This window comes from Mesorhizobium sp. 2RAF21, assembly GCF_052115345.1.
Classification (GTDB): Bacteria; Pseudomonadota; Alphaproteobacteria; order Rhizobiales; family Rhizobiaceae; genus Mesorhizobium; species Mesorhizobium terrae.
Genome location: NZ_JBFRGM010000025.1, coordinates 56,753 through 81,883 on the forward strand (window position 1 = coordinate 56,753; position 25,131 = coordinate 81,883).

Below are 25,131 nucleotides of genomic sequence, written 5' to 3' on the forward strand. Positions count from 1 at the left end.
TTCCTTTCCCATGCATTTCAGGCTTGCGGGGCTTTCGTCCGTGCCGCCTCCCCGCCTATGAAGTCTCACCCATAACGGGGGCGCGCCGCACCTCGGTGAGGTAGTTCAGCGTCAATGACACCCAGACGATGCCGTAGAGCAGCATGAAGCAGCTCGAATTGACGCCGAGCCGGTCGAGGATGGCGCCGAACATGATCGGCAGAAGGAAGCCGCCGAGGCCGCCAGCCATGCCGACAATGCCGGACACTGCGCCCATGTTTTCGGGAAAGTCGTCGCGGATGTATTTGAAGGTCGAGGCCATGCCGCAGGCAAAGGCGATGCCGAGCACGAACAGAAGCACGGTGAAGAACCACGTCGGCAACGCAATGCCGAAGCTGGCCGGCCCATTGACCGTATGGATAGTCAGTTCCGTCTTCGGGTAGGACAGCAGGAACAGACAAATCCAAGCGATCCACAGCACCCACCAGGTGACGTTATGTGCACCGAAGCGGTCGGATAGCCAGCCACCGAAGGCGCGGAAAACACCGGCCGGTAGGGCGAAAGAGACCGCGAGAAGCGAGGCCTGTGCGATGGAAAGCCCATATTCCGACTTGAAATACTGCGGCATCCAGATCGACAGCGCTGTGAAGCCGCCGAATACGATCGAATAGTACTGGCAGTATTTCCACACCCGCGGGTCGCGCAGCACGGCAAGCTGCGACAGCATCGACGGCGAGGTCGCCGCCCGCGCCGGATCGGGCGCGGAGAAAATCCAGAAGATCACGGCGGTGACGACCAGCGCGACGGCATAGACCTTCGGCACCGTCTGCCAGCCATAGGCGCCGATCAGCCATGGCGCCACGAACATGTTGAGAGCCGCGCCCACGGTACCTGCGCCGAAGAAACCCATGGCGAAGCCGCGCTTCTCCTTCGGGAAGAAACGCGCCACATACGGCGTGCCGACCGAGAAGGACGCGCCTACCAACCCGAGCGCCAGCCCAAGCAGGATGAAATGCCACAGCGCCGTTGCATATGACGAAATCCATACAGGAACGGCGCAGCAGAGAAGCAGCGCCAACATCAGGCGCCGTCCGCCGAGGCGGTCGGTCCAGATACCCAGGGGGAGCCGGAACAGCGCACCTGTGAGAACCGGCGTGGCCGTCAGCAGACCGAACTCGACAGAATTGAGGCCGAGTTGCTCGCGGATCGGAATGCCGGTCACGCCGAACATCATCCACACCGCGAAGCAGATCGTGAATGCCCAGGTGGTGGCGAGCAGAACAATGAAACTACGAACTCCGGACATCACACCCCTGTAATAACCGGCAGGCCTGCAATCATGAATTGGCGGTCGACTCGGATCCGAGGTCCCACCCTTTGTCAAAGCAGTGTAGCCAGAGCGGGACCGCAATGACAAGTTTGGTTTTCATTGCGTTTCCGCAAACAAAATCCAGAACCGTACTTGAAACGGCCTGCCGCCGGCCTTTCCGTGTGGAAATGAGGGGTGTTCGGTTTGAAACGGGGAACCGCCGCACGATCTTGTGAACTCGTTTCGAACTGATTGAGTCAGCCCCACCGCATCAAGAATCTGACGGCGAGGCCTTTGTTGACGTTGTCCCTTCGAATTAATGGCGAGGCCATCAGCATCGACGCCGATCCGCTGGCCCGACTCAGTCGAATTCTTCGCGAAGAGTTGGACCTTACTGGATTGAAAGAGGGTTGCTGCGAGGGGGAGTGCGGCGCCTGTACAGTCCTAGTCAACAATCGACCAGTCAATTCCTGCTTGATGCTTGGCTTCCAGGCACAGGGACTTGATATCACCACCGTAGAGGGTCTCCACGGGTCCGGCCTGCTGACTGGCTTGCAAGAGCTCTTCCTCGCCTGTGGCGCGGTGCAATGCGGTTATTGCACGCCTGGCATGATGGTCACGGCAGAAGGGCTCCTGCGAACGAACCCCTTTCCGAGCGTCGACGAGATCCGTCACGCGCTGGCCGGCAACCTTTGCCGCTGCACCGGATTCGAATCCATAGTTCAGGCAGTGGCCACCGAGGCGGCACAGCGACTGCAGGGGCGAACATGAACGCGCCGGTTGTCGCCCGCCCCTCTGACCTACAGGCGTTGAAAGCACTAATGGCCGAACGGTCGTCGGTTCACTTCGTGGCCGGCGGCACCGATCTTCTCCTCTCCGGACGCCAATTGCCGTCGACCGGAACGCTAGTCGATCTATCGGGCGTCGACGGGCTGTCAGGCATTGACCTGCGGGAGACCGACATCCGCATCGGCGGGACGACGACGGTCGCGGCCATTGAAATGCATACGGGTCTTGCGATGCTCCTTCTCGCTCTGACACAAGCGGCGGCGGAGTGCGGTTCGGTACAGATCCGCAACCGCGCCACGCTCGGAGGCAACATCGCCAACGCCGCCCCGGCCGCCGACCTGATACCGGTGCTCGCACTGTCCAAGGCACGATTGAAACTGTTATTGCCCGGCGGAGCAAGCGACGAGATCGCCCTTGAAGACTTCCAGCGTGTATCGGGCGCGTTGATCGCCGAGGTGATGCTGCCGAGGCAAGAACTTCTACCGCATAGTGCCTTCGCCAAGCTCGGCTCGCGCGGCGATCTGACGATCGCCCGGATCAATATGGCGGCGATGGCGGAATTCTCCGACAACCGGTTCGGATTGGTTCGGCTGGCGGCTGGAGCACTTGGCCCGCGGCCGATCCGGCTTGTTCGCGCTGAACGCGTATTGCGGGACCAGCGGTTGGCTCCCACACCGCTTCACCTCTTTCTCGAAGCGTTGAGCGTGGACGTCGACGCGGCGATCCCCGGTCGAGTTTCCCGCCTCTGGAAGCGGCGGGCGGTTCGCGGCTTGGGTCTAAACCTGATTGCCCGGCTCTGCGGTCTGTCTCAACGCGATCCGCTGTTCGACGAGGTTTTGTAATGGACCAGGTCGCCCGGCGAGTCCGACTGATCGATGGAGTTGAAAAAGTCACTGGCCGGCTGCGTTTCACCGCGGACATGACGCTGCCGGGGTTGGCACACGGAGCCTTGCTCCTTTCGCCCCGCGCCCATGCTCGGATCGCCAGGCTCGATCCGGGCGACGCTCTCGGCCTTCCGGGCGTGATCGGCGTTTGGTGGCACGCCAACACTCCACAGAATGGCTATAACAGTTCGATCTGGTATGCAGGGCAGTCCGCCCTTGCCGACGAGCGGATGTTTCCGCCGGTGGTTCGCCACATCGGCGACCGGGTGGCAGTCGTGCTCGCCGAGACCGAAGACATCGCCCGTGCGGCCCTTTCGCGGATCGTGGTGGAATACGAAGAACTGCCCGCTGTGCTGTCGGCTGAGGCCGCCCTCGACCATGTCGGGCCGACTACGGATTCTGGCGTACCGACCTATCTGAATCCGATTGACGATGTCGCCTTCGTCCACGGTGATCTTGACGCTGCCTTTGCGCACGCCGACCATGTAGCCGAGGTCACTGTGCGCACCCCGCGCAGCCATCATTGCGCAATCGAGCCGCATGCCTGCCTGGCCTGGCCAGAGGCCGGCGGACGGGTCGCCATCCGCTCGCCATGTCAGAGCGTTTTTGCAGTGCAGGCCGTGGTGGCGCAGGCGCTTGGAATCGATCCAAGTCGCCTGCATGTAACTAAGGCGCCGATCGGCGGATCCTTCGGCGGCAAGGCGGAGCCGATCCTCGACCCTATCTGCGCCTTTCTTGCCCTACGGAGCGAGCGCCCCGTTCGCCTTGTCCTTAATCGCAAGGAGACTTTCACTGCCACTCGTACCCGCTCCGCCACCTGCGGCAGGATGCGCATAGCGCTGGCGGCTGACGGGCGCATCTTGGGGCGCGACACCGAAATCCTCGTCGACATCGGCGCATATTGCACCGGCGGCAACTACCTGCCCGGTTCGATGCTTCAACGGCTGGTTCGGCTCTACGCGATCCCAGCCGAACGCTACAGGGGCAGGGCCGTGTACACCAACACGCTGCCAACAGGCGCCTTCCGCGGCTATGGTTCGCCGCAAATCCACGCCGTGGGCGAGATCGCGCTCGACCTTGCCCTGCGCGACATGGGATTAGACCCCGTGGCGGCGCGCGTCCGCAACGTCGTCGCCCCTGCCGCTCGTGAGCCGTGGCAGGGGTTGCCCCTAGGCAACGCGCGCGGCGCCGATTGCCTTGTCCGCGGCGCCCATGCCTTCGGTTGGACCGCGCGGCGCGCCGAGCGTAGGGCGACCGGCCGCTTCCGGCACGGAGTTGGCATGGCAGCGGCCACTCACATCAACGGATGCTTTCCTGGAGACGACGAGACATCCACAGCCATGCTGCGGATCTTGCCGAATGGGCGGGCCGAGCTCGTCTGTGCGCTGCACGACCTGGGATGCGGCTCGGACACCTCGCTGGCCCAGATCGCTGCAGAAACATTAGGGCTGAACGCATCCGAGATACGCATCGCTCCGGCCGACACCGACACCTGCGCCTACGACCTCGGCACCCGCGCCAGCCGCATGACATATATCGTCGGCGAGGCAGTCCGCCAAGCTGGCCTTGCGCTTGCCGCTGCAGTGATCGAGCAGGCGGCCCTTGCCCTGAACGCCCCCAGGGGTGAGATAGGGTTGTGGTGCGGCCGAGCGGTTGCCAGCGACAGGTCGATCGCTCTTGCCGAACTGGCCGGCTGGCTGTCGGCGCGGGGGACGGAGCTTCCTGTTGCCACCTACATACATCGCGCCACCGCCAATCCCGGCTCCTACGCCGCGCATTTCGCCGAGGTCGAAGTTGATGCGCTGACAGGGCGGGTCCGCGTGACGGACTATCTGGCCGTCCACGATGTAGGCAGGGCGATCAATCCCATGCTAGTCGAAGGTCAGATTCATGGCGGAATCCAGATCGGCATCGGCTATGCGCTTTATGAGGACGTCTCAGTGGATGCCGTGACAGGAGCGGTGCACGCCGACAGTTTCTCGCGCTACACACTGGCCAATGCACCGGAAATGCCGCCCTTGCGTGTCCTGCTGGTCGAGGAATCCGAATGGACCGGCCCGTACGGAGCTAAGGCCATCGGCGAGATCGCTACCGTCCCAGTGGCGCCCGCCGTCGTCAACGCGGTCAACAATGCGCTAATGACCAGACTGACAGAATTGCCACTTCTGCCGCACCGCATAGTTGGATCGCTATATCCGGAATAAGTGCCGAACTTTGATGCTCCGCAAAAAGCGAACTGCCGTATGGGCGTATTATCTGAAAAATTCGGCATAAGGGTCTGGGTCGCCATCACCCTATACGGAAGCAGGGAGGTTGAAGTGTCAGGGCAGTTAATCGACAAAGTCCGTATTATATGGAGTAGCGTTGTTGCGTACGCACGCGACCGGCGCAGATGCGCGCAGATCCGGCGCGACCTCGAGTCGCTGGGACCTCACGAACGCCGTCGGATGTTCAATGAATACGATCTGACCCCGGAGGATTTCGAGAACGCCCTGCGCATTCCGTTTGCATCCGAGGACATGTCGTCCCAAGCGTTGAGCGCCGCCGGCATCGATCCGCAACAATTCCATCGCCAGCACAGTGCGCGTAGCCGAGCTATGCGGCGCACTTGTACCATGTGCCATGCCAAGGCGCGCTGCCGTCGGGACTTACTGGCCGGTAGATTTGTGCGAAACCATCAGGACTACTGCGCGAACCGGCTACACTTCGCTGTCTTGCTTGCCAGACAGGCATACCGATTGACGTCAACGGAGGCAGTTCAGAGCTAGATTGCGTCGGGAAAGTGAACAAACTTACGCACCAACAGGATGAACGTTTCGATTTGAGGACCGGTCAGCAGGAAAGGCCTTATCATTTGCATATCCGGGACGTGACAGTTCGAAGAATCAAATTGGCATAGTCGTCGCCACGCCTTGACGCACGGATGCTATTGTTTCCATTGGTTTTGAACGCTGACTGAGGCGGGGTTCAGTTCCGATGCAATTGGAATGCTTACGATGAAGCTATCCAGGATCTTGTCGAGAGTGACGCGGAATGTCGGTCTGCTGGATCGAATGATGGCGCAACTCCACGTCCGCGACTGCCTTGCCACGCACCCGAACGGAAGCAAGATCCTGCGTACGGCTGCAATTCGATGCATGATGTGCCGCGAGGCAGACGCCTGCAAGGCGTGGCTCGACAATAGCGACCGGCTGAACAAAGCCCCTAAATTCTGCAACAACCGCGACCTCTTCGAGCAGATGAAGTATTGAGCTATCCCTCGATGGACGACGGCAGTCGTTTATTGTTGCCTTTTCTGTCGTATGAGATCGTGCGAATTCGCTCGTTGGGCCTGTTATTGACGTTGCCCCCATCTTTTACCCAGTGTTTAGTTCGTTTCCGGCGTTGATTGACGTGCTCCCCCTCTTTGGATCGCCCCGGGCCGGAACTCCCGGGGGCCGAGGCTCTAATCGCCGCTGGATGAAAGTTCAGTGGCAGATCACGAGTGTGGTTCTGCGGACTTTCCCAAGAGGCTCTATGTGAAAGCCTTTCACATCGATTATCAGTCTGATCTTATCCGCGTTAGCGTCTAGCCGAACGGTCATTTAGAAGAGACTCCTTTCTTGCCGCTTTATCCTTCGCTCACCCAGCTCCTCAAATCGGCGGACCTGTTCGGCGCCATCGACCGCGTGCCGGCGCTCGGCGCGCCGAGCGGCGCGCGCACGTTCCAGGTTTTCAATCCGTCGACCGGGGAACTGCTGGCGGAATTGCCCGATATGGGCGTCGAAGAGACCCGCGCGGCCATCGACAAGGCCTATGTCGCCCAGGAAAAATGGGCCGCGCTGACGGCGCGCGAGCGCAGCGACACGCTGTGGCGCTGGCACGAACTGATCGTCACCCATACCGACGATCTTGCCGCCATCCTCACCGCCGAGATGGGCAAGCCGCTGTCCGAATCCAGGTCCGAAGTCCTGCACGCCGCCGCCTACCTGCAATGGTATGCGGAGGAGGCGAACCGGATTTACGGCGAGACGATCTCCGCGCCGTCGACCAACCGCCGCATGCTGGTGATCAAGCAGCCGATCGGCGTCGTCGGCACGATAACGCCATGGAACTTTCCGGCCTCGATGGTGGCGCGCAAGATCTCGCCGGCACTGGCTGCGGGCTGCACGATCGTGCTGAAGCCGGCCGAGCAGACGCCGCTCGTCGCCGGGGCGATGTTCGCGCTGGCCGCGGAGGCCGGTTTCCCTGAGGGCGTCGTCAACCTCGTCTATGCTTCCGAAGGAGACGCGGTGGGACGCGAACTGTGCGGCAACCCGAAAGTGCGCAAGATCAGCTTCACCGGCTCGACCGAGGTGGGGCGGCTTTTGATGCGCCAGTGCTCGGACCAGATCAAGAAGGTCAGCCTCGAACTTGGCGGCAATGCGCCCTTCATCGTCTTCGACGATGCCGATGTCGACGCCGCCGTCGACGGCGCGATCCAGGCGAAGTTCCGCAATGCGGGCCAGACTTGCGTTTCCGCAAACCGCCTCTATGTCCAGTCCGGCGTGCATGACGAATTCGTTGCCAAATTCGTGGAACGGGTTAGCCGGCTTTCGGTGGGCGACGGTTTTGGGGAAGGCGTAGCGATCGGGCCGCTGATCGACAGGCACGCTCTCGCCAAGATCGAGGCGCATGTCGCCGACGCCGTCGCCAAGGGCAGCGCCATACGATGCGGCGGGCAGCGGATCGGTTCCGACGGCACGTTCTTCCAGCCGACGGTGCTGACCGGCATCTCCGGCGACATGAAGGTGGCGCGGGAGGAGACGTTCGGGCCGCTGGCGCCGATCATCCGCTTCGAGGACCCGGACCAGGTGGTGCGCGCGGCCAACGACACGATCTATGGGCTCGCCGCCTATTTCTATGCCTCCAACCTGCAACGCGTGTGGCGTGTGGCCGAGGCGCTGGAATACGGCATGGTCGGCATCAACACCGGGCGTATGTCCTCGGAGGCGGCCCCGTTCGGCGGCGTGAAACAGTCCGGGATCGGGCGGGAAGGGTCGCGCCACGGGCTCGAGGATTATCTCGAAATGAAATATCTGTGCATGGGCGGTATCTGAGCCGCAACCAGGAGAGCATCCCAGGCCTATCAGTTCCGTTACGCTTGTTTCGACGGCAACATGCGCGAAAGGACTTGGTCGCGACGGAATCCGTGCCAGGCTGCCGCCGCAACATGAATTGAGATTAGGGCGAGAGTAACATTCCAGGTGGTCTTATGGACCGCTGCGGCCGGCCCCCAGTAATAGGCGGCAACGAACCCGGTGAAGGCTTGCGCGGCCAATGTCGCATAAAGCCCCCAATGGACAAGGGCGGCTGCATGATCCTTCCAGTTTGACAAGCGGAACCCTGTCCATGATCCACGAGCAAACCGCAGAGCGACCCGCAGAGCGATCAACACTCCGATCGTCATTCCGCTGTAGTTATGAACCTTATGCTGAAACAGGGCCCATGCGGAAGGAGGCAACAGGGGGCTGTGTGTTCGTGGGATTGCCGCTGCCGTCCACCACTGAACCGCGATCATCAAAACGACTGCCCAATGGAGGGCGATCTGAATATTGGAATATTTGCGCATTGCTTTGGCACCAAGACCCGACGATCATCGCATCCAGCATATCAGGATAGCGCTATCATGATGAAGGCATAGCGTGCAGCCTTGCCAGCGGCCACGAGGGCAACAAACGGCATGATCGGCACGCGCGCAGCACCGGCCGCGACAGTCAGGGCGTCACCGACTATCGGCAGCCAGGCAAACACCAGGGACAATCGCCCATAGCGGCGAAAAATGCAGGCCGCCCGTTCGTATCGCTCACGGACTCCTAGGAACCAACGTTTACCGAGAACCGGTTCGACGCCGCGCCCGACCGCCCAGTTCACCACCGAGCCCGCCGTATTGCCAATTGTCGCCACGACAAACAACATGCCCGGGTCGCCACTACCGGCGGCCAGCAGACCCGCCAGCACTAGCTCCGACTGGGCAGGCAGAAGTGTCGCTGCCACGAACGCGCTGACAAGCAGTACGCCGTACGGAGCAAAAAGCTCCACGTTAGTGGCAGCGACAAGGACAGGGGAAACAGCCACCAGCGACAGCAAGCTCGGCGGTTACAGGCTGCAGGTTACTCAGGTTCCCACTCCCATCTACTAGAAGCCACCCGGCACAACGTGATCCATTGGGGCTCACCTGTTTCCATCTTGCACGAGAGCTGCACCATTGTCGCGCTTGCGCCTGTGATAAAGATCCCAGTGTGCTTATTCAGGTCAGTTTACCGCTGCCGGATAGCCAGCCTCTTCGAGAACCTGCAAGATTGCGGTCTGCGACGCCGTTGTTTCCACCTTCACCGCATGCTTCGCAAGATTCGGCTCGACACTCGCACTGGGATCGATCGACTGGATCGCCTTGGTGACAGACCGGGCGCAGCCGCCGCAGGTCATGTTTTCGATTCTGAGTTCCAAAAGAATTCTCCTTCGTTGGGTCTCATGTAGCTCAAGATGGGGTTTCCAACGATGGGAAGGTCAAGCGGCTTCCGGAGAAAATTTTTTTACCCTTGACCTTCCCATCGTTGGAAGGACCATATCTCTGTCCGAACTCGAATTTTGATCCAGAAGGAGGCGGCTATGAATGCCCCGGTTCGAGCTGCGGATGTGACGAACGCAGCAATTTCCCTGCCGATTGAAGGCATGACCTGCGCATCCTGCGTCGGCCGGGTGGAGCGCGCGCTCAAGGCGGTTCCAGGCGTATCGGACGCCGTCGTTAACCTTGCGACCGAGAAGGCCAGCATTACGGCAAGCCCCGAGATCGATCGCGCGGTCCTTATCAAGGCCGTAAAGAAAGTGGGCTACGGGGTTCCGGCAAGCTTCTCCGCGCCAATTGCGAGATCGCTTGAAGTGGAAATCGAAGGCATGACCTGCGCCTCCTGCGTGGGGCGGGTCGAAAAAGCTCTCAAGGCGGTTCCCGGCGTCACCACCGCAGTCGTCAACCTTGCAACCGAGAAGGCCATGATCCGGGGAACCGCCGATGCGGCCGCCATGGTCGCGGCGATCGAACATGCGGGCTATCACGCGAAGCCGGTCGCGGCGGCTGGAAGCAGCCAGGCCGAGACGGATGACCGCGCCGAGAAGAAGGAGGCGGAGCGCCGTGAACTGACGCGCGATTTCACCGTAGCGGCGATACTGACGCTGCCTGTTTTCGTCCTGGAGATGGGACTGCACCTAATTCCCGGGGCGCATGGCCTAATCGAATCCACGATCGGCATGGCGAACAATTGGTATGTCCAGTTCCTGCTGACGACGTTGGTGCTGTTCGTGCCGGGCATCCGCTTCTATCGAACCGGCCTCCCCGCGCTCTGGCGTCTCGCGCCCGACATGAACTCGCTGGTCGCCGTCGGCAGTTTGGCCGCTTACGGCTACTCGCTGGTCGCAACCTTCACGCCGGGCATCCTGCCCGCGGGAACGATCAACGTCTACTATGAAGCCGCTGCCGTCATCGTCACACTGATCCTTCTCGGTCGACTGCTCGAGGCCCGTGCCAAGGGGCGCACTTCGGAAGCGATCAAGCGCCTTGTCGGCCTTCAAGCCAAAATGGCGCGTGTGCGCAGGGACGGCAAGACGGTCGAACTGCCGATCGACGCCGTGCTGTCGGGAGACATTGTCGAGATTCGTCCCGGCGATCGCATTCCCGTCGACGGCGAAGTCATCGAGGGCGAAAGCTATGTCGACGAATCGATGATCACCGGCGAGCCGATCCCGGTTGCCAAGACGCACGGCAGCGAGGTCGTGGCCGGAACCGTGAACCAGAAGGGCGCCTTCGCGATCCGAGCGACGGCGGTCGGCGGCAATACGGTGCTGTCGCAGATCATCCGCATGGTCGAGGAAGCGCAAGGGTCGAAGCTGCCGATCCAGGCTCTCGTTGACAAGGTGACAATGTATTTCGTGCCGGCAGTTTTCGCCGTCGCCACTCTGACCTTCGCGGCCTGGCTCTATTTCGGCCCAACACCCGCGCTTACCTTCGCGCTGGTCAACGCCGTCGCGGTGCTGATCATCGCCTGCCCCTGCGCCATGGGACTGGCGACGCCGACATCGATCATGGTCGGCACCGGCCGCGGCGCGGAGCTGGGCGTTCTTTTCCGGAAGGGTGAAGCGCTGCAACTGTTGAAGGACGCCGGGGTCGTGGCCGTCGACAAGACGGGCACGCTGACCGAAGGCAAGCCAGCACTCACCGACCTGGAACTGGCCATCGGCTTCGACCGCTCGAACGTATTGGGTCTGGTCGCGGCAGTCGAAGCCAAGTCGGAGCACCCGATCGCCCGCGCGATCGTGGCCGCGGCCGAGGCAGAAGGCATCCCGCTGCCAGCCGTGGCGGACTTCGGCTCTGTGACTGGATTCGGCGTGAAGGCCGTAGTCGGCGGCAAGCGTGTCGAGATCGGTGCCGACCGCTACATGGTTGAGCTCGGCCATGACGTGGCGGGCTTCTCCAAGGTCGCCGAGCGGCTCGGCAACGAGGGCAAGTCGCCTCTCTATGCAGCAATCGAGGGCAAGCTGGGGGCAATCATCGCCGTGGCCGACCCGATCAAAGAGACGACCCCCGCCGCGATCAAGGCGCTGCACGGTCTCGGCCTCAAGGTCGCCATGATCACCGGCGACAACGCCCGCGCGGCCAAGGCCATCGCCGCGCGATTGGGCATCGACGAGGTGGTGGCGGAAGTGCTGCCCGACGGCAAGGTCGAGGCGGTTCGCCGCCTCAAAGCCGAGCATGGCAAGGTCGCGTTCGTCGGCGACGGCATCAACGACGCTCCAGCGCTGGCCGAAGCGGATGTGGGACTGGCTATCGGCACGGGCACGGACATTGCCATCGAGGCGGCAGATGTCGTGCTGATGTCGGGCAGCCTGACCGGAGTGCCGAACGCCATTGCCCTGTCCAAGGCAACGATCGGCAACATCCGTCAGAACCTGTTCTGGGCCTTCGCCTACAACACGGCCCTGATCCCGGTGGCCGCCGGCCTGCTCTACCCGGCCTATGGCATTCTGCTGTCGCCGGTCTTCGCCGCCGGTGCCATGGCCCTGTCGAGCGTCTTTGTGCTCGGCAATGCGCTCCGGCTCAAGGCGTTCAAGGTTGCAAACTGACAAATCCCGACAGCCGACCCCATATCCAGGGTCGGTTGTCGTGCTTTACGGGAGAAAACGTATGAACATCGGACAGGCATCGAAGGCGGCGGGCGTTTCGGCCAAGATGATCCGCTACTATGAGCAGACTGGCCTTATTCCGGCCGCGGATCGGACCGCGTCGGGGTATCGCGACTATTCGGACACTGACGTCCATATGCTGCGGTTCATCCGGCGCGCACGTGACCTCGGTTTTTCCGTGGCTGAGATCGGCAATCTGCTCAGCCTCTGGCGAGACGAAACGCGCCAGAGTTCCGATGTCAAACGTTTGGCGCTGGGTCATGTCGATGAATTGAAGAAAAAGATTTCGGAACTTCAGGATATGGTCCAGACGCTAACCGTGCTCATCAACTCCTGTCGGGGCGATCACCGTCCGCATTGCCCTATCCTGAAAGAACTCGGATCCGATCAGGACGACAAAGGCTTGTCGGTACGGCCTCGTGTCGGAGCCGTCGCATGAGTGTAGTCAGTTCCGCATTCGGAACTGACACGCGCCATCCAATTGCAAGACGAGGACCGTCTAGACCTGCATTTGCAGATGGGCATAATGGTCGTAGCTTTGTTGTTGGCACTGAAACAAGAGACTGATAACTCCGCCATATGCTGCGCGTGTTCACCTCATTCCTGATTGCACTCTTCGTGCTTGTTACGCCGCAGGTGTTTGCGAGCCAAGCTGGCATGCATTCCGGAATGGTGGCTGCTGCCATGAACGGACCATCCGGAGCGGTGCATCATACCGCGCCAGCACAGGCATGCAGCGATGGCGAATGCCAGACGTCGCTCGAACAGTGCGTGATCGCCTGCATCAGCTTGCCGGCGGCATTATCAAGAACGGATGGCACCAGCCTGGCGGTGGCACAAGTGAATGCGCATTGGCCGCCCGAACGTTCCCAGGTCAGACAGGGCCAAGAGCCACCCCTGCCCGAACAACCTCCCAGACTTCACCTTCTGTAGCCATCGGCAGGCAGCGCGCCTGACGTATCGATGATGGTAACAGGGGCCTGGAGCGTGATCCCAAAAGTCACAGACCTTTTGGACATGATCACGCTTCAGAAACAACAGCCTGCCCCGCAACAGGATGTGAAACATGACTATGACCCGTCGCGGCTTTTTGGCCGCAGGAACTGCTGTCCTTGCCACAGCAAATTTACCCGCCTTTGCTCAACAACAGCTTCCGGCCCCGACCCGGCTGACGGCCACCAGCAGAGTGCTCGATGTCAACGGGCGCGCGGCCACGGTTTTCGGCCTTGCCGGGCCGACGGGCCAGGGGCTGGTCCTCGATCCTGGCGCTCGATTCCGGGTGGATCTGACCAACGACCTACCGGAGCCGACGCTGATCCATTGGCATGGCCAAATCCCGCCTAACGTCCAGGACGGCGTGCCCGGTATTCCGATGCCGATGCTCATGCCGGGTGAATCCCGATCCTACGATTTCGAGCCGCTGGCCGGCACATACTGGATGCACAGTCATGTGCCGATGCAGGAGATACGCCTGCTTGCCGCACCGCTGATCGTGCGCAGCGCACAGGATGTTGCGGCCGACCGGCAGGAGGTGACGCTGTTCCTGCACGACTTTGCTTTCAAGAGCCCGGAAGAGGTGATGGCGGAGATCCGGCAAGGTCATGGCGGTGGCTCTCATGGCGGCGGCCATAGTGGAACGACCGGAGACAAAGGCCATTCGATGGCCCCGGCGCCGCAAACCAAGGAAATGGATCATGCCGCGATGGGTCATGCAACCATGAACCACGACGCCATGGGCGGCGGAATGCAAGGCATGATGCAGAATACCATGCCGGGCATGATGGGCGACATGGCCGGCATGGAAATGGACCTTAACGACTACGACTGGGATGCCTACTTGGCCAATGACCGCACGCTGGCCGATCCCGAGGTGGTCAAGGTCGAGCGTGGCGGCCGTATCCGGCTACGCGTCATCAATGCCGCCGCCGCGACCGTGTTTTGGATCGATACCGGGGAGGCAGACGCGCGACTGGTCGCCGTCGACGGCCACGATATCCGCCCGCTTGAAGGCCCTCGCTTCGGCCTTGCCATGGGCCAGCGGCTGGATATCGAGATCGACCTGCCCGCCGAGGCCGGGAGCTGGCCGATTCTTGCACTGCGTGAGGGCGCGCACGAACGCACTGGTATCGTTCTGGCCACTGCAGGCGCACAGATCGCAAAAATCCCCGAACTGGCGGATGAAAAGGCCCCGGCGTTCGATACCGACCCGTCTCAGGAAATGCGGCTTGAAGCGCGGGAACACCTGCCCGAACGCGCGGTCGAACGCAGCCACATGGTTATGCTCGGCGGCACGATGGCTCCCTACGTCTGGACCATTGATGGAGCGGTCTGGGGCCAGCACCGGCCGATTGTTGCCAGAACTGGCGAGCGGGTGCTGCTCGGCTTCCACAACATGTCGATGATGGGGCATCCGATGCACCTGCACGGCCATGTCTTCCAGGTTGTCGACATCAATGGCCGCAAGGTGAATGGCGCACGGCGCGACACGGTCCATGTGCCGCCCATGTCGATGGTGACCGTGGCGCTCGATGCCGGCGAGGCAGCACGCTGGATGCTGCACTGTCATCATATGCCGCATCTGGAAACGGGCATGATGACGGAATTTGAGGTGACAGCATGAAGAAGGCGGTACTGCTGCTTCTCGCAGTCGTTCTTGCCGCATCAGGCGTCTGGATCTGGCGCGGCAATGATGGCGCCACATCATCAGCGCAACAGGCAGAGCGGATCGCGCTCGGCCGCACCCTTTACGCGGAGAACTGTGCTAGCTGCCATGGTGCCAAGCTGGAAGGCCAGCCCGACTGGAAGACGCGGGGGGCCAACGGCCGTCTACCGGCCCCACCGCATGATGCCAGCGGCCACACCTGGCACCATTCCGACGAGCAACTGTTTGCGATCGTCAAATTCGGCACCTCCGCTCTCGTAGGGAAGGACTATGAGAGCGACATGGTCGGTTTTGGTGACACGCTCGGTGACGACGGCATCCGTGCCGTGCTGGATTACATCAAAAGCACTTGGCCGGAACGGGAGGCCGCGCGCCAACGCAAGATATCGGGCCTTTAACGATGCGGGCTGCGGTGCAATTGCGCCGCGGCCCCGTCCGATACCTTCCACACGGTCTCGTAAGACTACCTTGGCGGAAGGCGTCTCTCAAAATTCCTGCCCCACCAGTGCAGGGACTTCTCTGGCGACCGCCATCTCCTCATCTGTGGGCAGGACCAGCGCTTCCACGGCCGAGTCCAGACGTCCGATCACTGTTTCGCCCGCGAAATTTGCGTCCGGGTCGATCTGAACGCCGAGCCAGGTGGCGTTCTGCTGATCCTTTCGCGGATTACGGGCGGATGCTCTTCAATCCCAGCCGTGAACACCAACGTGTCCAGCTCACCCAGAGCCGCCGTGAGCGCCCCGATCTCCAGCCCAACGCGGTAAACGAAGGGATCGACTGCTTCCGCCTCCCTGCAGTATGTCCGGGTTCCTAGGTCCGTCCTGGATCTGGAAGTGGCGCGCGGCGTCAGCGGCCATGGCCTTGTACACCATCCCGCATAGAACCCGTCCAGAAGCCTGCCCAGTGCACACGCGCCCGGTCCTTCCGGCAGGTCGTAGTCGATGAAGACCGTCAATAGCGACGATGTGGGCCGGGGGATTATGCTGAATCCCATCCTGTAGCGGCCGATAACTCAGAGGGTCGGCTCTCTGACGGTCACCCAGGTCTTCAGGCCGGGCGGATCGCGTTCGGTGACGATCTCCTCCACGGCCAGGGGTATACCGAGGAAGCTTCCGGTGAAGCCAAATCTGGATCCGACGGCGTGCGTTCCGCCCGCATCCATGTTGACGTTCATCCGCGAACCCATCATCGCCCAGGAGCGCTGCTCCATGTGCGCGGAGAGGTTCCGGTGATCGTCCAGATACCCAAACACGGCGGCGTCCGCCGCCTCGATCTGGCGGGTGGATGACGCGGAATGCGCGAAGCCCGACATCTACTGCTCCTCCTATTCGCTCCCTGCCCGATAGAATACCTGGGGAGCTTCCGAGGCCTGACGGGGGACAGCATACACCTCATAGGAGGCGGAGGGATCATCCCCCATCCCTAACGACCCCTGCGGCATGCCCGGAGCGGCCAACCCCGCGACATCAGGGCGTTCCGAGAGCAGCTTCTCGACGGCTTCGAGCGGCACGTGGCCCTCGAGAAAGTAGCCGTCTACGGCGGCTATGTGGCAGCCTTTCATCTCCGCAGGCACGCCGGCTTGTTTGCGGATGGAAGAAAGGTCTTCCAGGTCCACCTTTGACACCTGATATCCGGCCTTCTCCACTGCCTCGGCCCAAGTATGGCAGCAGCCACACCACGGGGTCTTGTAGACGGTCATCTCGGCTGCGGCGCCCGCTGCAGCAGGAGACGCAACGAGGACAGCGATCGCGGCGAAGAGTGATCTGCTGTAGGTGTTCATTTGAGGTTCTCTTCCTTGTTCGAGGTGACTGAGATACCGCCGCTCATGGCTTCGGAGACGGCATCCGCGAGGGCTGCCGAGAGATTGATGGCGTTCGACGGATGGACGACGGGGTTAGCGGACACGACGGCCGCTGCCTTCTCCCTGAGGTCTCGGTAAGTCTCTTCCGAGAACAGGGCGTGGACGGCGACGAGGATCGGGCGCTCCAGCCCTCGTTCGCGCAGCTGGTCGGACGTATGCCCCGCGCGCCTCAGTAGGATTTCCGGACCGTCGGGCAATGAATGTCGCTCGTGGAACGGTACCGCCTGGAGGTGCCGCAAGGCAGCCTCGGCATCCTTCAGGGTGTAGAGAGGGGCTGCAGGCTTGTGCTTGGGAAAGCCGTGCTTGTTAGCGTACTCGGCATCTTTTCCCTGAAGGAAGCCGCTGACCTTCAGAAGTATCTCGCAAAGGTCGATCGTGGCCTGGGAAGCATGCGCCCTGTCCCGGAAACCGTCCCGCACCAACGCGGGTAGATAGCCGGAATGGTCGAGATGCGCGTGCGTCAGCAGGGCTGCGTCGACGCTTGCCGGATCGACGGGGAACTTCGCCCCGTAGCGGAGTCTAAACTGCTTGAGATTCTGGAACGGGCCGCAGCCGACAAGGATGCGTCGGCCATGGCGATCGAGAAGGAACCGCGAGCCTGTCACAGTGCCGATGCCGCCGAGGAAGGAAATCGACAAAGTCACGGAATTCCCCATCCATCCGCCTCGCCGCCTGTGGCAAGGACTTTAGCCCACCGCGGCAGGAACGTCGGAACTCTGGTGGCGTATCGGTTGTTGACCTCGCCAAAACGGACGCGGGCCTCAGCCTCCTCTTGCCTGGCAAGCCGCACGTATATCGCCGCGGGCACCAAAAACGTCGCGAGCGTCAGCGGCGTTGGCCATTGCACCATGAACCCAAGGGTCGCTTCCATGGCTCATGTTCCCCTATCGCCGTTAGACGGCGGCGAAGAGCGATGGTGGCGTCCGCCGTGGCCGCGATGCCACAGATGGAGCAGCGGACACGCAAGCAGGAGCACGAATGGCAGATAGCCGAGTACGTGCAACCTGTGCTCGAATAGAATCACCGCAGCGCCAATCAGCAGGAACCCGATAGCCGCAAAACCAGCTTTCGACCTCCAGAACCCGCACTTAACATCGCCACCAGATCGGGTGTCGTGGGGACGGTTAAAACTGTTTGCACCCATCGGTACTCTCCTGCCGTTGGAAATGCTTTCCCATCCGGGACTCGCCTGTGAGCCCCGGGGCGCACGGTATCGCGCGCCTCGGGGGACTTGGCATCACATCATTCCCATCGGCGCAGCCACGAGCAGATTGTCGGCCTTTTCCTTCTGCGCAGCATCAAGGGCGGCATAGAAGGGGTCCAGGGCTGTCTTCAGCCGGCCCAAGGCTTCCAGGCGAGTGGATAGCGCCTTTTCCTGCGCTTCGATCCTCTGCGGTGCCGTCGAGTCGCCCGCGCCCATCGGCATTCCATCCGCCATTGCGGACATTACCCCGCTTGCAGTCCCTGCATTGGCACGAATGGCTTCGGCAAGGGCATCCCAGAGCGGCTGCTGCGCGGCGGTCACCTTCAACTCCGTGCGCAGGAAGGCGATGCGGCCCTCGACACGTTCGGGAGCCATCATCTGGCCCATCATGGCTGTACGGGAACCCATAGATTCCGCCATCATGTCCCGCATCATCCCTGCATGTCGGCCCATCATCTCCTGCATCATCTTCATCATGTCGCCGCCCATTTCTCCCCCCATCATGCCGTCCGGCATAGCGGGTTGCGAGCCTGTGCCGGGAGCGGTTCCCCCCGGAAGAGGCATTTCCGGAGCGGGACTTGCCGCCGGGGCTTCGGTCGTTGCCGGATGGTGAGCGTCCTCGGCGAGCGCCGGGGCCGCTGAGAGCAACAGGATTGCGGCGAAGGCAGTCTTTGCGATCGTGTTCATGTGCGTGTTCCTTTGACCACGGGAAGCCTGGGCGGCGGGATTGCCGCCCAGGGCATGCTTACTGTGCCTGGAAGCTGATCCCGTTCGGCCCCTTTCCGACCTCGTAGGTGCGGACGACAGCCTGGGACGCAACGGAGATCTCGGAGACCGTGCCATCCACGATATTGCTGACGAAGACGTGCGCGCCGTCGTCACTGACAATAACGCCGTGCGCTCCCTTGCCGGTGCTAATCGTCTTCACGACGGTTCCGCCCGCCACGTCGATCACCGATACCGTCTCGTCAGGCGCGTCGCCTGTGCCCTGGTTGGCCACGTAGACGAACCGCCCGTCGGGGGTGGCATACATCTGGATCGGAGAGCGCCCGACGTCGATCCGTGCGGTCACCCGCCGCGTTGCCGTGTCGATGACGGCGACCTTGTTCTCGTCCCTCAATGAGACATAGACACGGCTCCCGTCGGGCGTGAAGCCGACCTGGACCGGGGCCTTGCCGACCTCGATCCTGTCCGTCTCCTCGAGCGAGGCGGTGTCGATTACGGAAACGGTACCATCCTCGACGTTGGCAACGTAGATCGCGCTGCCGTCTGGACTCATCCGCAAACCGTGCGGATAGTCGCCCGTATCGATCTCGCCGACTACCTCGCGCTTCGCCAGATCGACGACCGTTATCATGTCGTCGCCGGAATTGCTGACGAAGGCGCGCTCGCCGGCCGGATCGGCGATCACGTGCGCAGGATGGGAACCCACCTCGACGATAGAGACCGGAGTTGAGGTCATATTCCCCGCCTCCATCACGATCAGGGCACCGCCCGCACCGCTGCCTTCGTGGCCTCCGCCGCCGTCCGAGGCAGCGGCATCGTGGCTGTCGTCGGCTCCCGCGTGCCCTTTGCCCGCTGCCATCGTCACAGGCGTGCCCACCGCGAGCACCAGATCTTTCCCAGGGACAAACTGGACGTTGTGCGGGGTGACGCCGACGGGGAAGATGTCGACCGTTCCTGCCGCGAGATCGATACGGCTGACGGAATTCCCGCTTTCATCGGCCGTATACACGAAGCCGGATGTTGCAGTCTGGGCACGCGCCTGAGCGGCGAGACCGAGCAGCAGCGTCAACGCCGCTGCCGTGACCATGGCAGCGGCCGAAGTTCTCCTCGGGACCGCCCCCCCGGCAAACGTAGCAACTGCCGGGCGCAAGTTTGATGTGTTGATCTTCTTCATCTTCTTCTCCTGTGTTTAGCCGACATGCTCGACGACGGTCATCATGCCTGTCGCGGTGTGGCTGAGTTGGTGGCGATGGAAGACCCATATGCGGTCAGCCCCAAGTGAAGCGGTGGGCTGTTTGCTGCGACCCGGAAAGTGCGTCGGGTGACCCCACACGCTGTCATTGCGCGTGGCCAGTTCAACCTGCTCGCCAGCACGGACGCCGGCATCCGCCGGATCCGCTGCGATCAGAGGGGCAACGACGCTAGCAAACCCGCACGCCGTCGAGGGCGCCAGGAACTGGCGCCGAATAATCATGTTCATGGTTCAAAGCCCTCATATTCGTGATTCCTTCAAGGAACGCACGAACCCGCAAGCTCGTGCACTCAGGCGGTCACGGTATGCTTGGGAGGGCGTTCCAGCGTCGGCGGGTCGCTGGGAAACGAGACCGAAACGGGCTCGGCAGCCGCAGGCATTTCCTGCGGAGGAAATGCGATCCCTGCTGACGGAATCGGAGCGCAGGCGCCGCAAGCGGCGTACACGCAAACACCGTCATGGTTGGCGTCGCGGTCGTCGTTGCAGGGGGTAGCATGCCTATGCTCCGCGTGCCCCCTGCCAGCCGCTATATGTTCGGCAGCGGCGTAAGCTTCTCCAACCATTGCCGCATGCGCATGTGCGCTGCCGGAGGACTGGGAAAAGGCGGCCAGCACGGCAAATAGGAAAGCAGCAAACCGCACGACCCATCGCCGCGCGATGGCATTTCCCTTCGTGCTGGCAAAAACCAGGAACAACCTGACTGTCCTTCTGCTCTAACGGTCATGAACATAAGTCAGTTGGAATCAATCCGACTTGTCCTGGATCAAACTGGACCGATCCATCGACATTCGACGTTTCAGGTCAGCTTCGTTTTCGGTAAAATCTCAGTAGTTGGGCGTTAATCGCGACGATAATCGTGCTTGCCGACATGAAGACCGCTCCCACTGCCGGAGTCATAAGGAAGCCCGTGCCGAAGGTGATGCCCGCGGCCATGGGGATCGCGATCGCGTTGTAGCCGGTGGCCCAGATAAGGTTCTGCACCATCTTCCTGTAGGTGGCGCGCGACAGGCCGAGGATAGCCGCCACGTCCCGCGGGTCGCTCCTGACCAGCACCACGTCGGCGGACTCGACGGCCACGTCGGTTCCCGCACCGATGGCGACGCCGAGGTCGGCCTGCACAAGCGCTGGAGCGTCGTTCACGCCGTCACCGACCATAGCGACCTGAAGGCCGCGAGACTGCAGTTCCTTGATCTTGGCCGACTTTTGGTCGGGCAGCACCTCTGCAAAATTCTCTTCGATCCCGAGTTCTTGGGAAACGGCTTCGGCTACCCCCTTCGCATCTCCCGTCAGCATGACTGACCTGATGCCCAGTTTCTTGAGGTCGGAGATGGCATCGCGGGACTCCGGCCTCACTATGTCTGCAAGGGCAAACAGGGCGTGGGGTTTTCCGCCCCGGACAAGCACCACCACAGTCTTGCCTGCGGCCTCGAGTTGACGGAGCCTCTCCTCCGGAATGGGGTTTCCCTGCCGGACCAGGTGCCCGGGGCTGACGATGCGTACATCCTGCCCCTCGACTCGCGCGACGATGCCCTCGCCAGTGATGTTGCGAACCTGACCGGGAGCGGGAAAGTCGACCCCCCTATCCTTTGCAGCCGAAACAATGCCATGCGCAATCGGATGCTCGGAATGACTCTCGGCGGAGGCAGCCAGCCGAAGCTCCTCATTTTCGCTGGCACCTGCCAGCAGGACGATATCGGTCACTCCGAACCGTCCTTCAGTCAGCGTTCCTGTCTTGTCAAAGACGACCGCATTCAGGTTCCGGGCCCTTTCGAACGCCGCCCTGTCGCGGATCAGGAGACCGCTTCCGGCGCTTAACGAAGTGCTCACCGCAACGACGAGCGGCACCGCCAGCCCAAGGGCATGTGGGCAGGCGATGACCATGACTGTGACCATGCGCTCGACGGCAAATTCCCAGCTTTCGCCTGCAAGCACCCAGAACGCGAGTGATCCGAAGCCAACCGCAAGGGCGATATAGGTCAGCCAGCCCGCCGCACGGTTGGCGATGTCCTGAGTACGCGACCTTGTCGCCTGCGCTTCCCTGACCAGGTTGATAACCTGCGCCAGATAGGTCTTGTCGCCGGTAGCGGTGACCTCGATCGTAACCGCGCTCGCGCCATTGATCGCACCGCCTATGGCGCTATCCCCCTTCTCCTTCGAGACGGGCCGAGATTCTCCCGTGAGCATAGCCTCGTTGAACGAGGATTTACCCTCGACGATCGTGCCGTCGACTGGCACCTTGGCTCCGGGCCGGATCAGAACCCTGTCGCCGGGAACGAGTTCCGTTATGGCCACTTCGGTGACAGCCCCGGAGGCGTCGAGGCGCGCCGCCGTGTCCGGCAGAAGCCGGACGAGTTCCTCGAGCGCGCGTGAAGCGCCCATGACCGATCGCATCTCAAGCCAATGCCCGAGAAGCATGATGACAATCAGCGTCACCAGTTCCCAATAGAACGACATCCCGGACAAACCGAACGTGATCGCTGCCGAGTAGAAATATGCAACCGAAATGGCGAGCGCGATCAGCGTCATCATGCCCGGCTTACCGCCACGCAACTCCGAGACAAACCCCGCAAGGAACGGCCAACCCCCGTAGATGTAGACCACCGTCGACAGAGCAAAGATCAGCAGTTCGCTTCCAGGAAAATCCATCGCGCCCTGTATGCCCAGCCAGTGCTGGATCATCGGCGAAAGCAGCAGTACGGGCGGGGTCAGGATAAGTGAGATCCAGAACCTTCGCCGGAAATCGGCCACCATCTCGCTGTGGTCATGCCCGCCATGGTCAGAATGGCTGCCGCCGGTAGCGGGGGCGGTAACTGGACCGCGGCTTGGCTGAGGCTCCTGCTGCTGATGATGGCTATGATCCTTGGGGCGACGTTCATTCAAATGTTCCATGGAGAACCCCGATGAGTGGCGATGGCCGCCGAGTTACTATCGATCTGCGACTGCGGCTTGGACATCCAAGCGAAGAGCGATCAAGCCACCACAAACGAACCTCGATCAGTTCTCGGTGGAAATCAACTACTGGATATTAGGCCCTCCGCGCACACAGGCCGCTGGCCCATTCCGCCACTCAATGTCGAGGAGATCGATCCGCGTCGCTCGCTTTCGCTGGTACGCCCGAGCTTGATGGCCCATTCGGTCAACACGAGGCTCAGTTCAAGAGGCGATTGCCACATTTTGTCCTCATAATGTCCGGCAGTACCGGCGGACGTCCGCTTTTGAAGATCTCCGGAGCTGGCTGAGCGACCGAAATGGCGGCACTTTCCTGTCGTTCAGGCGACGCCCGCTCAGGATCCTTGCCTCTCAACAGTGTCCTCCGCGGGCTCCTCCTCGCTCTCGTCCGGTTCGCTACCGCTCAGCCCGACCGGAATATCGCCGGCCAGTAGTTTTTCCTTCGACAGCAGCCCAGCATCCTCGAGCGCCTCGAAATCCGGCAGATTCCGCAACGTGTCCAGCCCAAACTCGAGCAGGAACTCTTTCGTGGTGACGTAGGTGTAAGGTGCGCCCGGCGTCGGGCTGCGTGGACCCGACGCGATCAGCTTGGCGCCACGCAGACGGCCGATCATATCGCGCGACACCTCCTTGCCGAAGAAGGACGACAGTTCTCCCCGCGTGATCGGCTGGAAATACCCGATGCACATCAACACCAGCATTTCGGACTGCGTCAGGTCGGCCGTCTTCTCGCCTGCACCGACAGCGACATGAATGGCGTCGGCATAGGCCGGCCGGGTCAGATGCCTCCAACCGCCGGCGACGGCGACCAGATCGTAGGGCCGGCCGCGCAGCTCCTCGCGGATGTCGTCGATCAGCAGATCGATGCTGCAACTTTTTCCCACAATCCGCGCCAGCGTTTCGCGGCCGACCGGTTCGGCGGCCGCAAAGATCACCGCCTCGACCCGGTTCATCCATTCGCGCCAGCGCATCTCGGGTGGCAGATGATCCAGCTCACGATCTAGCAGACGTTCGCCTGGTCGGCTGTCGCCGCGCTGCCCTGCCCGTCGCCTGGTTGCTCCGTTCGCCATCCCCGTTACAACCCATACAGCCGAAAGCCGGACCGGCCGGAGAGTTCCCGCACGGCGTCAAATGTCTGCAGCCGTTCGAACAGCCGGCGCGCGCCCCAGCGCGTCAGTTTTTCCGTCTGCAGCGTGCCGGGCACGGCATCATGATCGAGCAGCATCTGCACCACCGCCCCGGCCCCTTTCGCACGTAGCTTTGGCGTGATCGCCAGCAGCCGCGCCGCACGCGGCGCGATGTTGTGCGCCAGCCGGCAGGCGTCGTTCGCCGCCAGTGCCAGCGCCAGGCATAGCGCCCGTTCAAACCCCTCTTCTCCCGGCCGAATTTTTCCGCGGCCGTCCGGATTGCGGAAGGCCGACCCACGCGCCTGCGCCACCAGCAGCGGCACGGCGAACGGCCAGCGCAGCCGCGCCGCGATCACCCAATCGGCCAGCCACCAGCCGAGCAGGTTTGCGTCCGGGCGCAGCCGCTCCACCTCGGCTAGAATCGCGACGGCAAGCAGCGGTGCCGGCCGGCCGGAGCGGACAAGATCGTCGAGGAAGGCTGGCAGCGCCAAAAGTTCGTCGCTCCGGTGCAGGCCGAGCCGGTCGCTGACCGAGGCCAGGATTTCGGCGTCGATATGGGGGGAGCGGTCGGCCAGATGCCGCCAGGCGGCAAAAAGATTGCCGGCCGGGCCGGGATCGGCGCCGGCGGCGCGCAAATACCAGGCGTCGCGGATTTGTGCCGCGTCTTCCGTGCGACCGACGAGGTTTGCTGCGGATGCGGCGCAATTGAGGGCAAGGCGCTGGCGCCAGGCGCCGGCCCAGTCAGGTGCGCCGCGCACGAAATTGTCCAGGGAATTCAAGGCGGCGCCAGCGAGGAAACCTGCCTCGCCGTCGCTGTCGGCCGGCCCGCGCGGCACCGCCCAGCCGGGCACGGACGGCAGTTTTTGGCGGTCGGGCGGCGGCGAATCGGGCGCTGTCATCGTCAGCAACGCTACATGATCGGTGCGTTTATCTCCATTCATTTCCAATATAACCGCACAGCTTGTCGTTGCGATAAAATGAATGATAAAATTGCATTATCGTTCGTGATCTGCTTTGTAGGGCAAATGGCATCTCTCGTCGATCAAAATGTCAGCTGACCGGAATTCGTGAGATTCGCCGCCTTTTTGAATCGGATTTCGTGAGACTACGTGCACGGCGCTGAACCGGCCTGGCATTAAGCGATTGATTCAGCATCGTTATTGGCGATGGCCGCGCGTCGCCCGAGTTTGTCAC

General features: G+C 62.1%; 26 protein-coding genes. 10 read left to right on the forward strand and 16 right to left on the reverse strand.

Annotated features, from left to right (window positions below; genetic code table 11):
* Positions 1-55: 55 nt before the first annotated feature.
* Positions 56-1,285, reverse strand: a complete 1,230-nt coding sequence (locus tag AB4136_RS28955) for an MFS transporter (protein ID WP_441931960.1) — start codon at positions 1,283-1,285, stop codon at positions 56-58.
* 300 nt (positions 1,286-1,585) lie between these two features.
* On the opposite strand from AB4136_RS28955, the gene AB4136_RS28960 reads away from it, so the two are divergent.
* The 5 genes from AB4136_RS28960 to AB4136_RS28980 all read left to right on the forward strand — a co-directional run bounded on the left by AB4136_RS28960 (position 1,586) and on the right by AB4136_RS28980 (position 8,039).
* Complete coding sequence (locus AB4136_RS28960; RefSeq protein ID WP_137901455.1) at positions 1,586-2,059, forward strand: (2Fe-2S)-binding protein; 474 nt, start codon at positions 1,586-1,588, stop codon at positions 2,057-2,059.
* On the forward strand, positions 2,056-2,919 hold the full coding sequence (locus AB4136_RS28965) for an FAD binding domain-containing protein (protein WP_137901454.1): 864 nt from the start codon (positions 2,056-2,058) through the stop codon (positions 2,917-2,919). Before AB4136_RS28960 ends, AB4136_RS28965 begins: the two co-directional genes overlap by 4 nt.
* Entirely contained in the window at positions 2,919-5,165 is a 2,247-nt protein-coding gene (locus tag AB4136_RS28970; protein ID WP_137901453.1) for a molybdopterin cofactor-binding domain-containing protein, read from the forward strand. Before AB4136_RS28965 ends, AB4136_RS28970 begins: the two co-directional genes overlap by 1 nt.
* 792 nt (positions 5,166-5,957) lie before the next feature.
* Entirely contained in the window at positions 5,958-6,212 is a 255-nt protein-coding gene (locus AB4136_RS28975; protein WP_441931963.1) for a DUF6455 family protein, read from the forward strand.
* 396 nt (positions 6,213-6,608) lie between these two features.
* A complete protein-coding gene (locus tag AB4136_RS28980; RefSeq protein ID WP_441931980.1) occupies positions 6,609-8,039 on the forward strand; it encodes an NAD-dependent succinate-semialdehyde dehydrogenase in 1,431 nt (476 codons plus the stop codon).
* Between the two features lie 38 nt (positions 8,040-8,077).
* On the opposite strand, the gene AB4136_RS28985 is transcribed toward AB4136_RS28980, so the two are convergent.
* From AB4136_RS28985 to AB4136_RS28995, 3 genes are all read right to left on the reverse strand, one after another.
* Positions 8,078-8,551, reverse strand: coding sequence for a cytochrome b/b6 domain-containing protein (locus AB4136_RS28985; protein ID WP_137901450.1), 474 nt, complete (start codon positions 8,549-8,551; stop codon positions 8,078-8,080).
* A gap of 41 nt (positions 8,552-8,592) precedes the next feature.
* Positions 8,593-9,069, reverse strand: a complete 477-nt coding sequence (locus tag AB4136_RS28990; RefSeq protein WP_441931965.1) for a YqaA family protein — start codon at positions 9,067-9,069, stop codon at positions 8,593-8,595.
* Positions 9,070-9,234: 165 nt separating this feature from the next.
* Entirely contained in the window at positions 9,235-9,429 is a 195-nt protein-coding gene (locus AB4136_RS28995) for a heavy-metal-associated domain-containing protein (protein WP_035026740.1), read from the reverse strand.
* Positions 9,430-9,591: 162 nt separating this feature from the next.
* Here AB4136_RS28995 and AB4136_RS29000 point away from each other — a divergent pair, with 162 nt between their 5' ends.
* The 5 genes from AB4136_RS29000 to AB4136_RS29020 all read left to right on the forward strand — a co-directional run bounded on the left by AB4136_RS29000 (position 9,592) and on the right by AB4136_RS29020 (position 15,216).
* Positions 9,592-12,096, forward strand: coding sequence for a heavy metal translocating P-type ATPase (locus AB4136_RS29000; protein ID WP_137901449.1), 2,505 nt, complete (start codon positions 9,592-9,594; stop codon positions 12,094-12,096).
* Between the two features lie 61 nt (positions 12,097-12,157).
* Positions 12,158-12,595, forward strand: a complete 438-nt coding sequence (gene cueR, locus AB4136_RS29005) for a Cu(I)-responsive transcriptional regulator (protein WP_137901448.1) — start codon at positions 12,158-12,160, stop codon at positions 12,593-12,595.
* Positions 12,596-12,735: 140 nt separating this feature from the next.
* On the forward strand, positions 12,736-13,089 hold the full coding sequence (locus AB4136_RS29010; RefSeq protein WP_137901447.1) for a hypothetical protein: 354 nt from the start codon (positions 12,736-12,738) through the stop codon (positions 13,087-13,089).
* 139 nt (positions 13,090-13,228) lie between these two features.
* A complete protein-coding gene (locus AB4136_RS29015; RefSeq protein WP_441931968.1) occupies positions 13,229-14,776 on the forward strand; it encodes a multicopper oxidase family protein in 1,548 nt (515 codons plus the stop codon).
* Positions 14,773-15,216, forward strand: coding sequence for a c-type cytochrome (locus AB4136_RS29020; protein WP_137901445.1), 444 nt, complete (start codon positions 14,773-14,775; stop codon positions 15,214-15,216). Before AB4136_RS29015 ends, AB4136_RS29020 begins: the two co-directional genes overlap by 4 nt.
* A 188-nt stretch (positions 15,217-15,404) precedes the next feature.
* Here the strand turns inward: AB4136_RS29020 and AB4136_RS29025 are convergent, their stop codons facing one another.
* The 12 genes from AB4136_RS29025 to AB4136_RS29080 form a co-directional block, all read right to left on the reverse strand.
* Positions 15,405-15,812, reverse strand: coding sequence for a hypothetical protein (locus AB4136_RS29025; protein WP_441931970.1), 408 nt, complete (start codon positions 15,810-15,812; stop codon positions 15,405-15,407).
* Between the two features lie 18 nt (positions 15,813-15,830).
* A complete protein-coding gene (locus AB4136_RS29030) occupies positions 15,831-16,130 on the reverse strand; it encodes a hypothetical protein (RefSeq protein WP_137901444.1) in 300 nt (99 codons plus the stop codon).
* A gap of 12 nt (positions 16,131-16,142) precedes the next feature.
* Positions 16,143-16,598: a DUF411 domain-containing protein gene (locus AB4136_RS29035; RefSeq protein WP_137901443.1), complete on the reverse strand. Its 456-nt coding sequence runs from the start codon at positions 16,596-16,598 to the stop codon at positions 16,143-16,145.
* A complete protein-coding gene (locus AB4136_RS29040) occupies positions 16,595-17,323 on the reverse strand; it encodes an MBL fold metallo-hydrolase (protein WP_441931972.1) in 729 nt (242 codons plus the stop codon). Before AB4136_RS29040 ends, AB4136_RS29035 begins: the two co-directional genes overlap by 4 nt.
* A complete protein-coding gene (locus AB4136_RS29045) occupies positions 17,320-17,550 on the reverse strand; it encodes a hypothetical protein (RefSeq protein WP_137901442.1) in 231 nt (76 codons plus the stop codon). The genes AB4136_RS29040 and AB4136_RS29045 overlap by 4 nt, the downstream gene beginning before the upstream one ends.
* A 3-nt stretch (positions 17,551-17,553) precedes the next feature.
* The gene (locus AB4136_RS29050) at positions 17,554-17,823 is read right to left on the reverse strand and encodes a DUF2933 domain-containing protein (protein ID WP_137901441.1); all 270 of its coding nucleotides are present in this window, start codon (positions 17,821-17,823) and stop codon (positions 17,554-17,556) included.
* Between the two features lie 93 nt (positions 17,824-17,916).
* Complete coding sequence (locus AB4136_RS29055) at positions 17,917-18,399, reverse strand: Spy/CpxP family protein refolding chaperone (RefSeq protein ID WP_441931974.1); 483 nt, start codon at positions 18,397-18,399, stop codon at positions 17,917-17,919.
* A gap of 229 nt (positions 18,400-18,628) precedes the next feature.
* Positions 18,629-19,783 carry a YVTN family beta-propeller repeat protein gene (locus AB4136_RS29060; RefSeq protein ID WP_137901439.1) on the reverse strand — a complete coding sequence of 385 codons (1,155 nt, stop codon included), beginning with the start codon at positions 19,781-19,783 and terminating at the stop codon, positions 18,629-18,631.
* 15 nt (positions 19,784-19,798) lie between these two features.
* Complete coding sequence (locus AB4136_RS29065; RefSeq protein ID WP_137901438.1) at positions 19,799-20,089, reverse strand: hypothetical protein; 291 nt, start codon at positions 20,087-20,089, stop codon at positions 19,799-19,801.
* Positions 20,090-20,662: 573 nt separating this feature from the next.
* Entirely contained in the window at positions 20,663-22,750 is a 2,088-nt protein-coding gene (locus tag AB4136_RS29070) for a copper-translocating P-type ATPase (protein WP_137901437.1), read from the reverse strand.
* A gap of 395 nt (positions 22,751-23,145) precedes the next feature.
* Positions 23,146-23,880, reverse strand: coding sequence for an SMC-Scp complex subunit ScpB (scpB, locus tag AB4136_RS29075; RefSeq protein WP_137901436.1), 735 nt, complete (start codon positions 23,878-23,880; stop codon positions 23,146-23,148).
* 5 nt (positions 23,881-23,885) lie between these two features.
* Positions 23,886-24,836, reverse strand: a complete 951-nt coding sequence (locus AB4136_RS29080; RefSeq protein WP_137901435.1) for a DUF1403 family protein — start codon at positions 24,834-24,836, stop codon at positions 23,886-23,888.
* Positions 24,837-25,131: the final 295 nt, after the last annotated feature.

Excerpts from the sequence above, each read along its gene's own strand:
- AB4136_RS29010 (WP_137901447.1), top strand. The coding sequence starts at position 12,736 with ATGCTGCGCGTGTTCACCTCATTCCTGATTGCACTCTTCGTGCTTGTT.
- AB4136_RS28955 (WP_441931960.1), bottom strand. The coding sequence starts at position 1,285 with ATGTCCGGAGTTCGTAGTTTCATTGTTCTGCTCGCCACCACCTGGGCA.
- AB4136_RS28965 (WP_137901454.1), top strand. The coding sequence starts at position 2,056 with ATGAACGCGCCGGTTGTCGCCCGCCCCTCTGACCTACAGGCGTTGAAA.
- AB4136_RS29060 (WP_137901439.1), bottom strand. The coding sequence starts at position 19,783 with ATGAAGAAGATCAACACATCAAACTTGCGCCCGGCAGTTGCTACGTTT.
- scpB (WP_137901436.1), bottom strand. The coding sequence starts at position 23,880 with ATGGCGAACGGAGCAACCAGGCGACGGGCAGGGCAGCGCGGCGACAGC.
- AB4136_RS29020 (WP_137901445.1), top strand. The coding sequence starts at position 14,773 with ATGAAGAAGGCGGTACTGCTGCTTCTCGCAGTCGTTCTTGCCGCATCA.
- AB4136_RS29025 (WP_441931970.1), bottom strand. The coding sequence starts at position 15,812 with ATGGGATTCAGCATAATCCCCCGGCCCACATCGTCGCTATTGACGGTC.
- AB4136_RS28985 (WP_137901450.1), bottom strand. The coding sequence starts at position 8,551 with ATGCGCAAATATTCCAATATTCAGATCGCCCTCCATTGGGCAGTCGTT.
- AB4136_RS28975 (WP_441931963.1), top strand. The coding sequence starts at position 5,958 with ATGAAGCTATCCAGGATCTTGTCGAGAGTGACGCGGAATGTCGGTCTG.
- AB4136_RS29055 (WP_441931974.1), bottom strand. The coding sequence starts at position 18,399 with ATGCCGGACGGCATGATGGGGGGAGAAATGGGCGGCGACATGATGAAG.
- AB4136_RS28970 (WP_137901453.1), top strand. The coding sequence starts at position 2,919 with ATGGACCAGGTCGCCCGGCGAGTCCGACTGATCGATGGAGTTGAAAAA.
- AB4136_RS29000 (WP_137901449.1), top strand. The coding sequence starts at position 9,592 with ATGAATGCCCCGGTTCGAGCTGCGGATGTGACGAACGCAGCAATTTCC.
- AB4136_RS29045 (WP_137901442.1), bottom strand. The coding sequence starts at position 17,550 with ATGGAAGCGACCCTTGGGTTCATGGTGCAATGGCCAACGCCGCTGACG.
- AB4136_RS29050 (WP_137901441.1), bottom strand. The coding sequence starts at position 17,823 with ATGGGTGCAAACAGTTTTAACCGTCCCCACGACACCCGATCTGGTGGC.
- AB4136_RS29015 (WP_441931968.1), top strand. The coding sequence starts at position 13,229 with ATGACCCGTCGCGGCTTTTTGGCCGCAGGAACTGCTGTCCTTGCCACA.
- cueR (WP_137901448.1), top strand. The coding sequence starts at position 12,158 with ATGAACATCGGACAGGCATCGAAGGCGGCGGGCGTTTCGGCCAAGATG.
- AB4136_RS29070 (WP_137901437.1), bottom strand. The coding sequence starts at position 22,750 with ATGGAACATTTGAATGAACGTCGCCCCAAGGATCATAGCCATCATCAG.
- AB4136_RS29080 (WP_137901435.1), bottom strand. The coding sequence starts at position 24,836 with ATGACAGCGCCCGATTCGCCGCCGCCCGACCGCCAAAAACTGCCGTCC.
- AB4136_RS29030 (WP_137901444.1), bottom strand. The coding sequence starts at position 16,130 with ATGTCGGGCTTCGCGCATTCCGCGTCATCCACCCGCCAGATCGAGGCG.
- AB4136_RS29065 (WP_137901438.1), bottom strand. The coding sequence starts at position 20,089 with ATGAACATGATTATTCGGCGCCAGTTCCTGGCGCCCTCGACGGCGTGC.
- AB4136_RS29035 (WP_137901443.1), bottom strand. The coding sequence starts at position 16,598 with ATGAACACCTACAGCAGATCACTCTTCGCCGCGATCGCTGTCCTCGTT.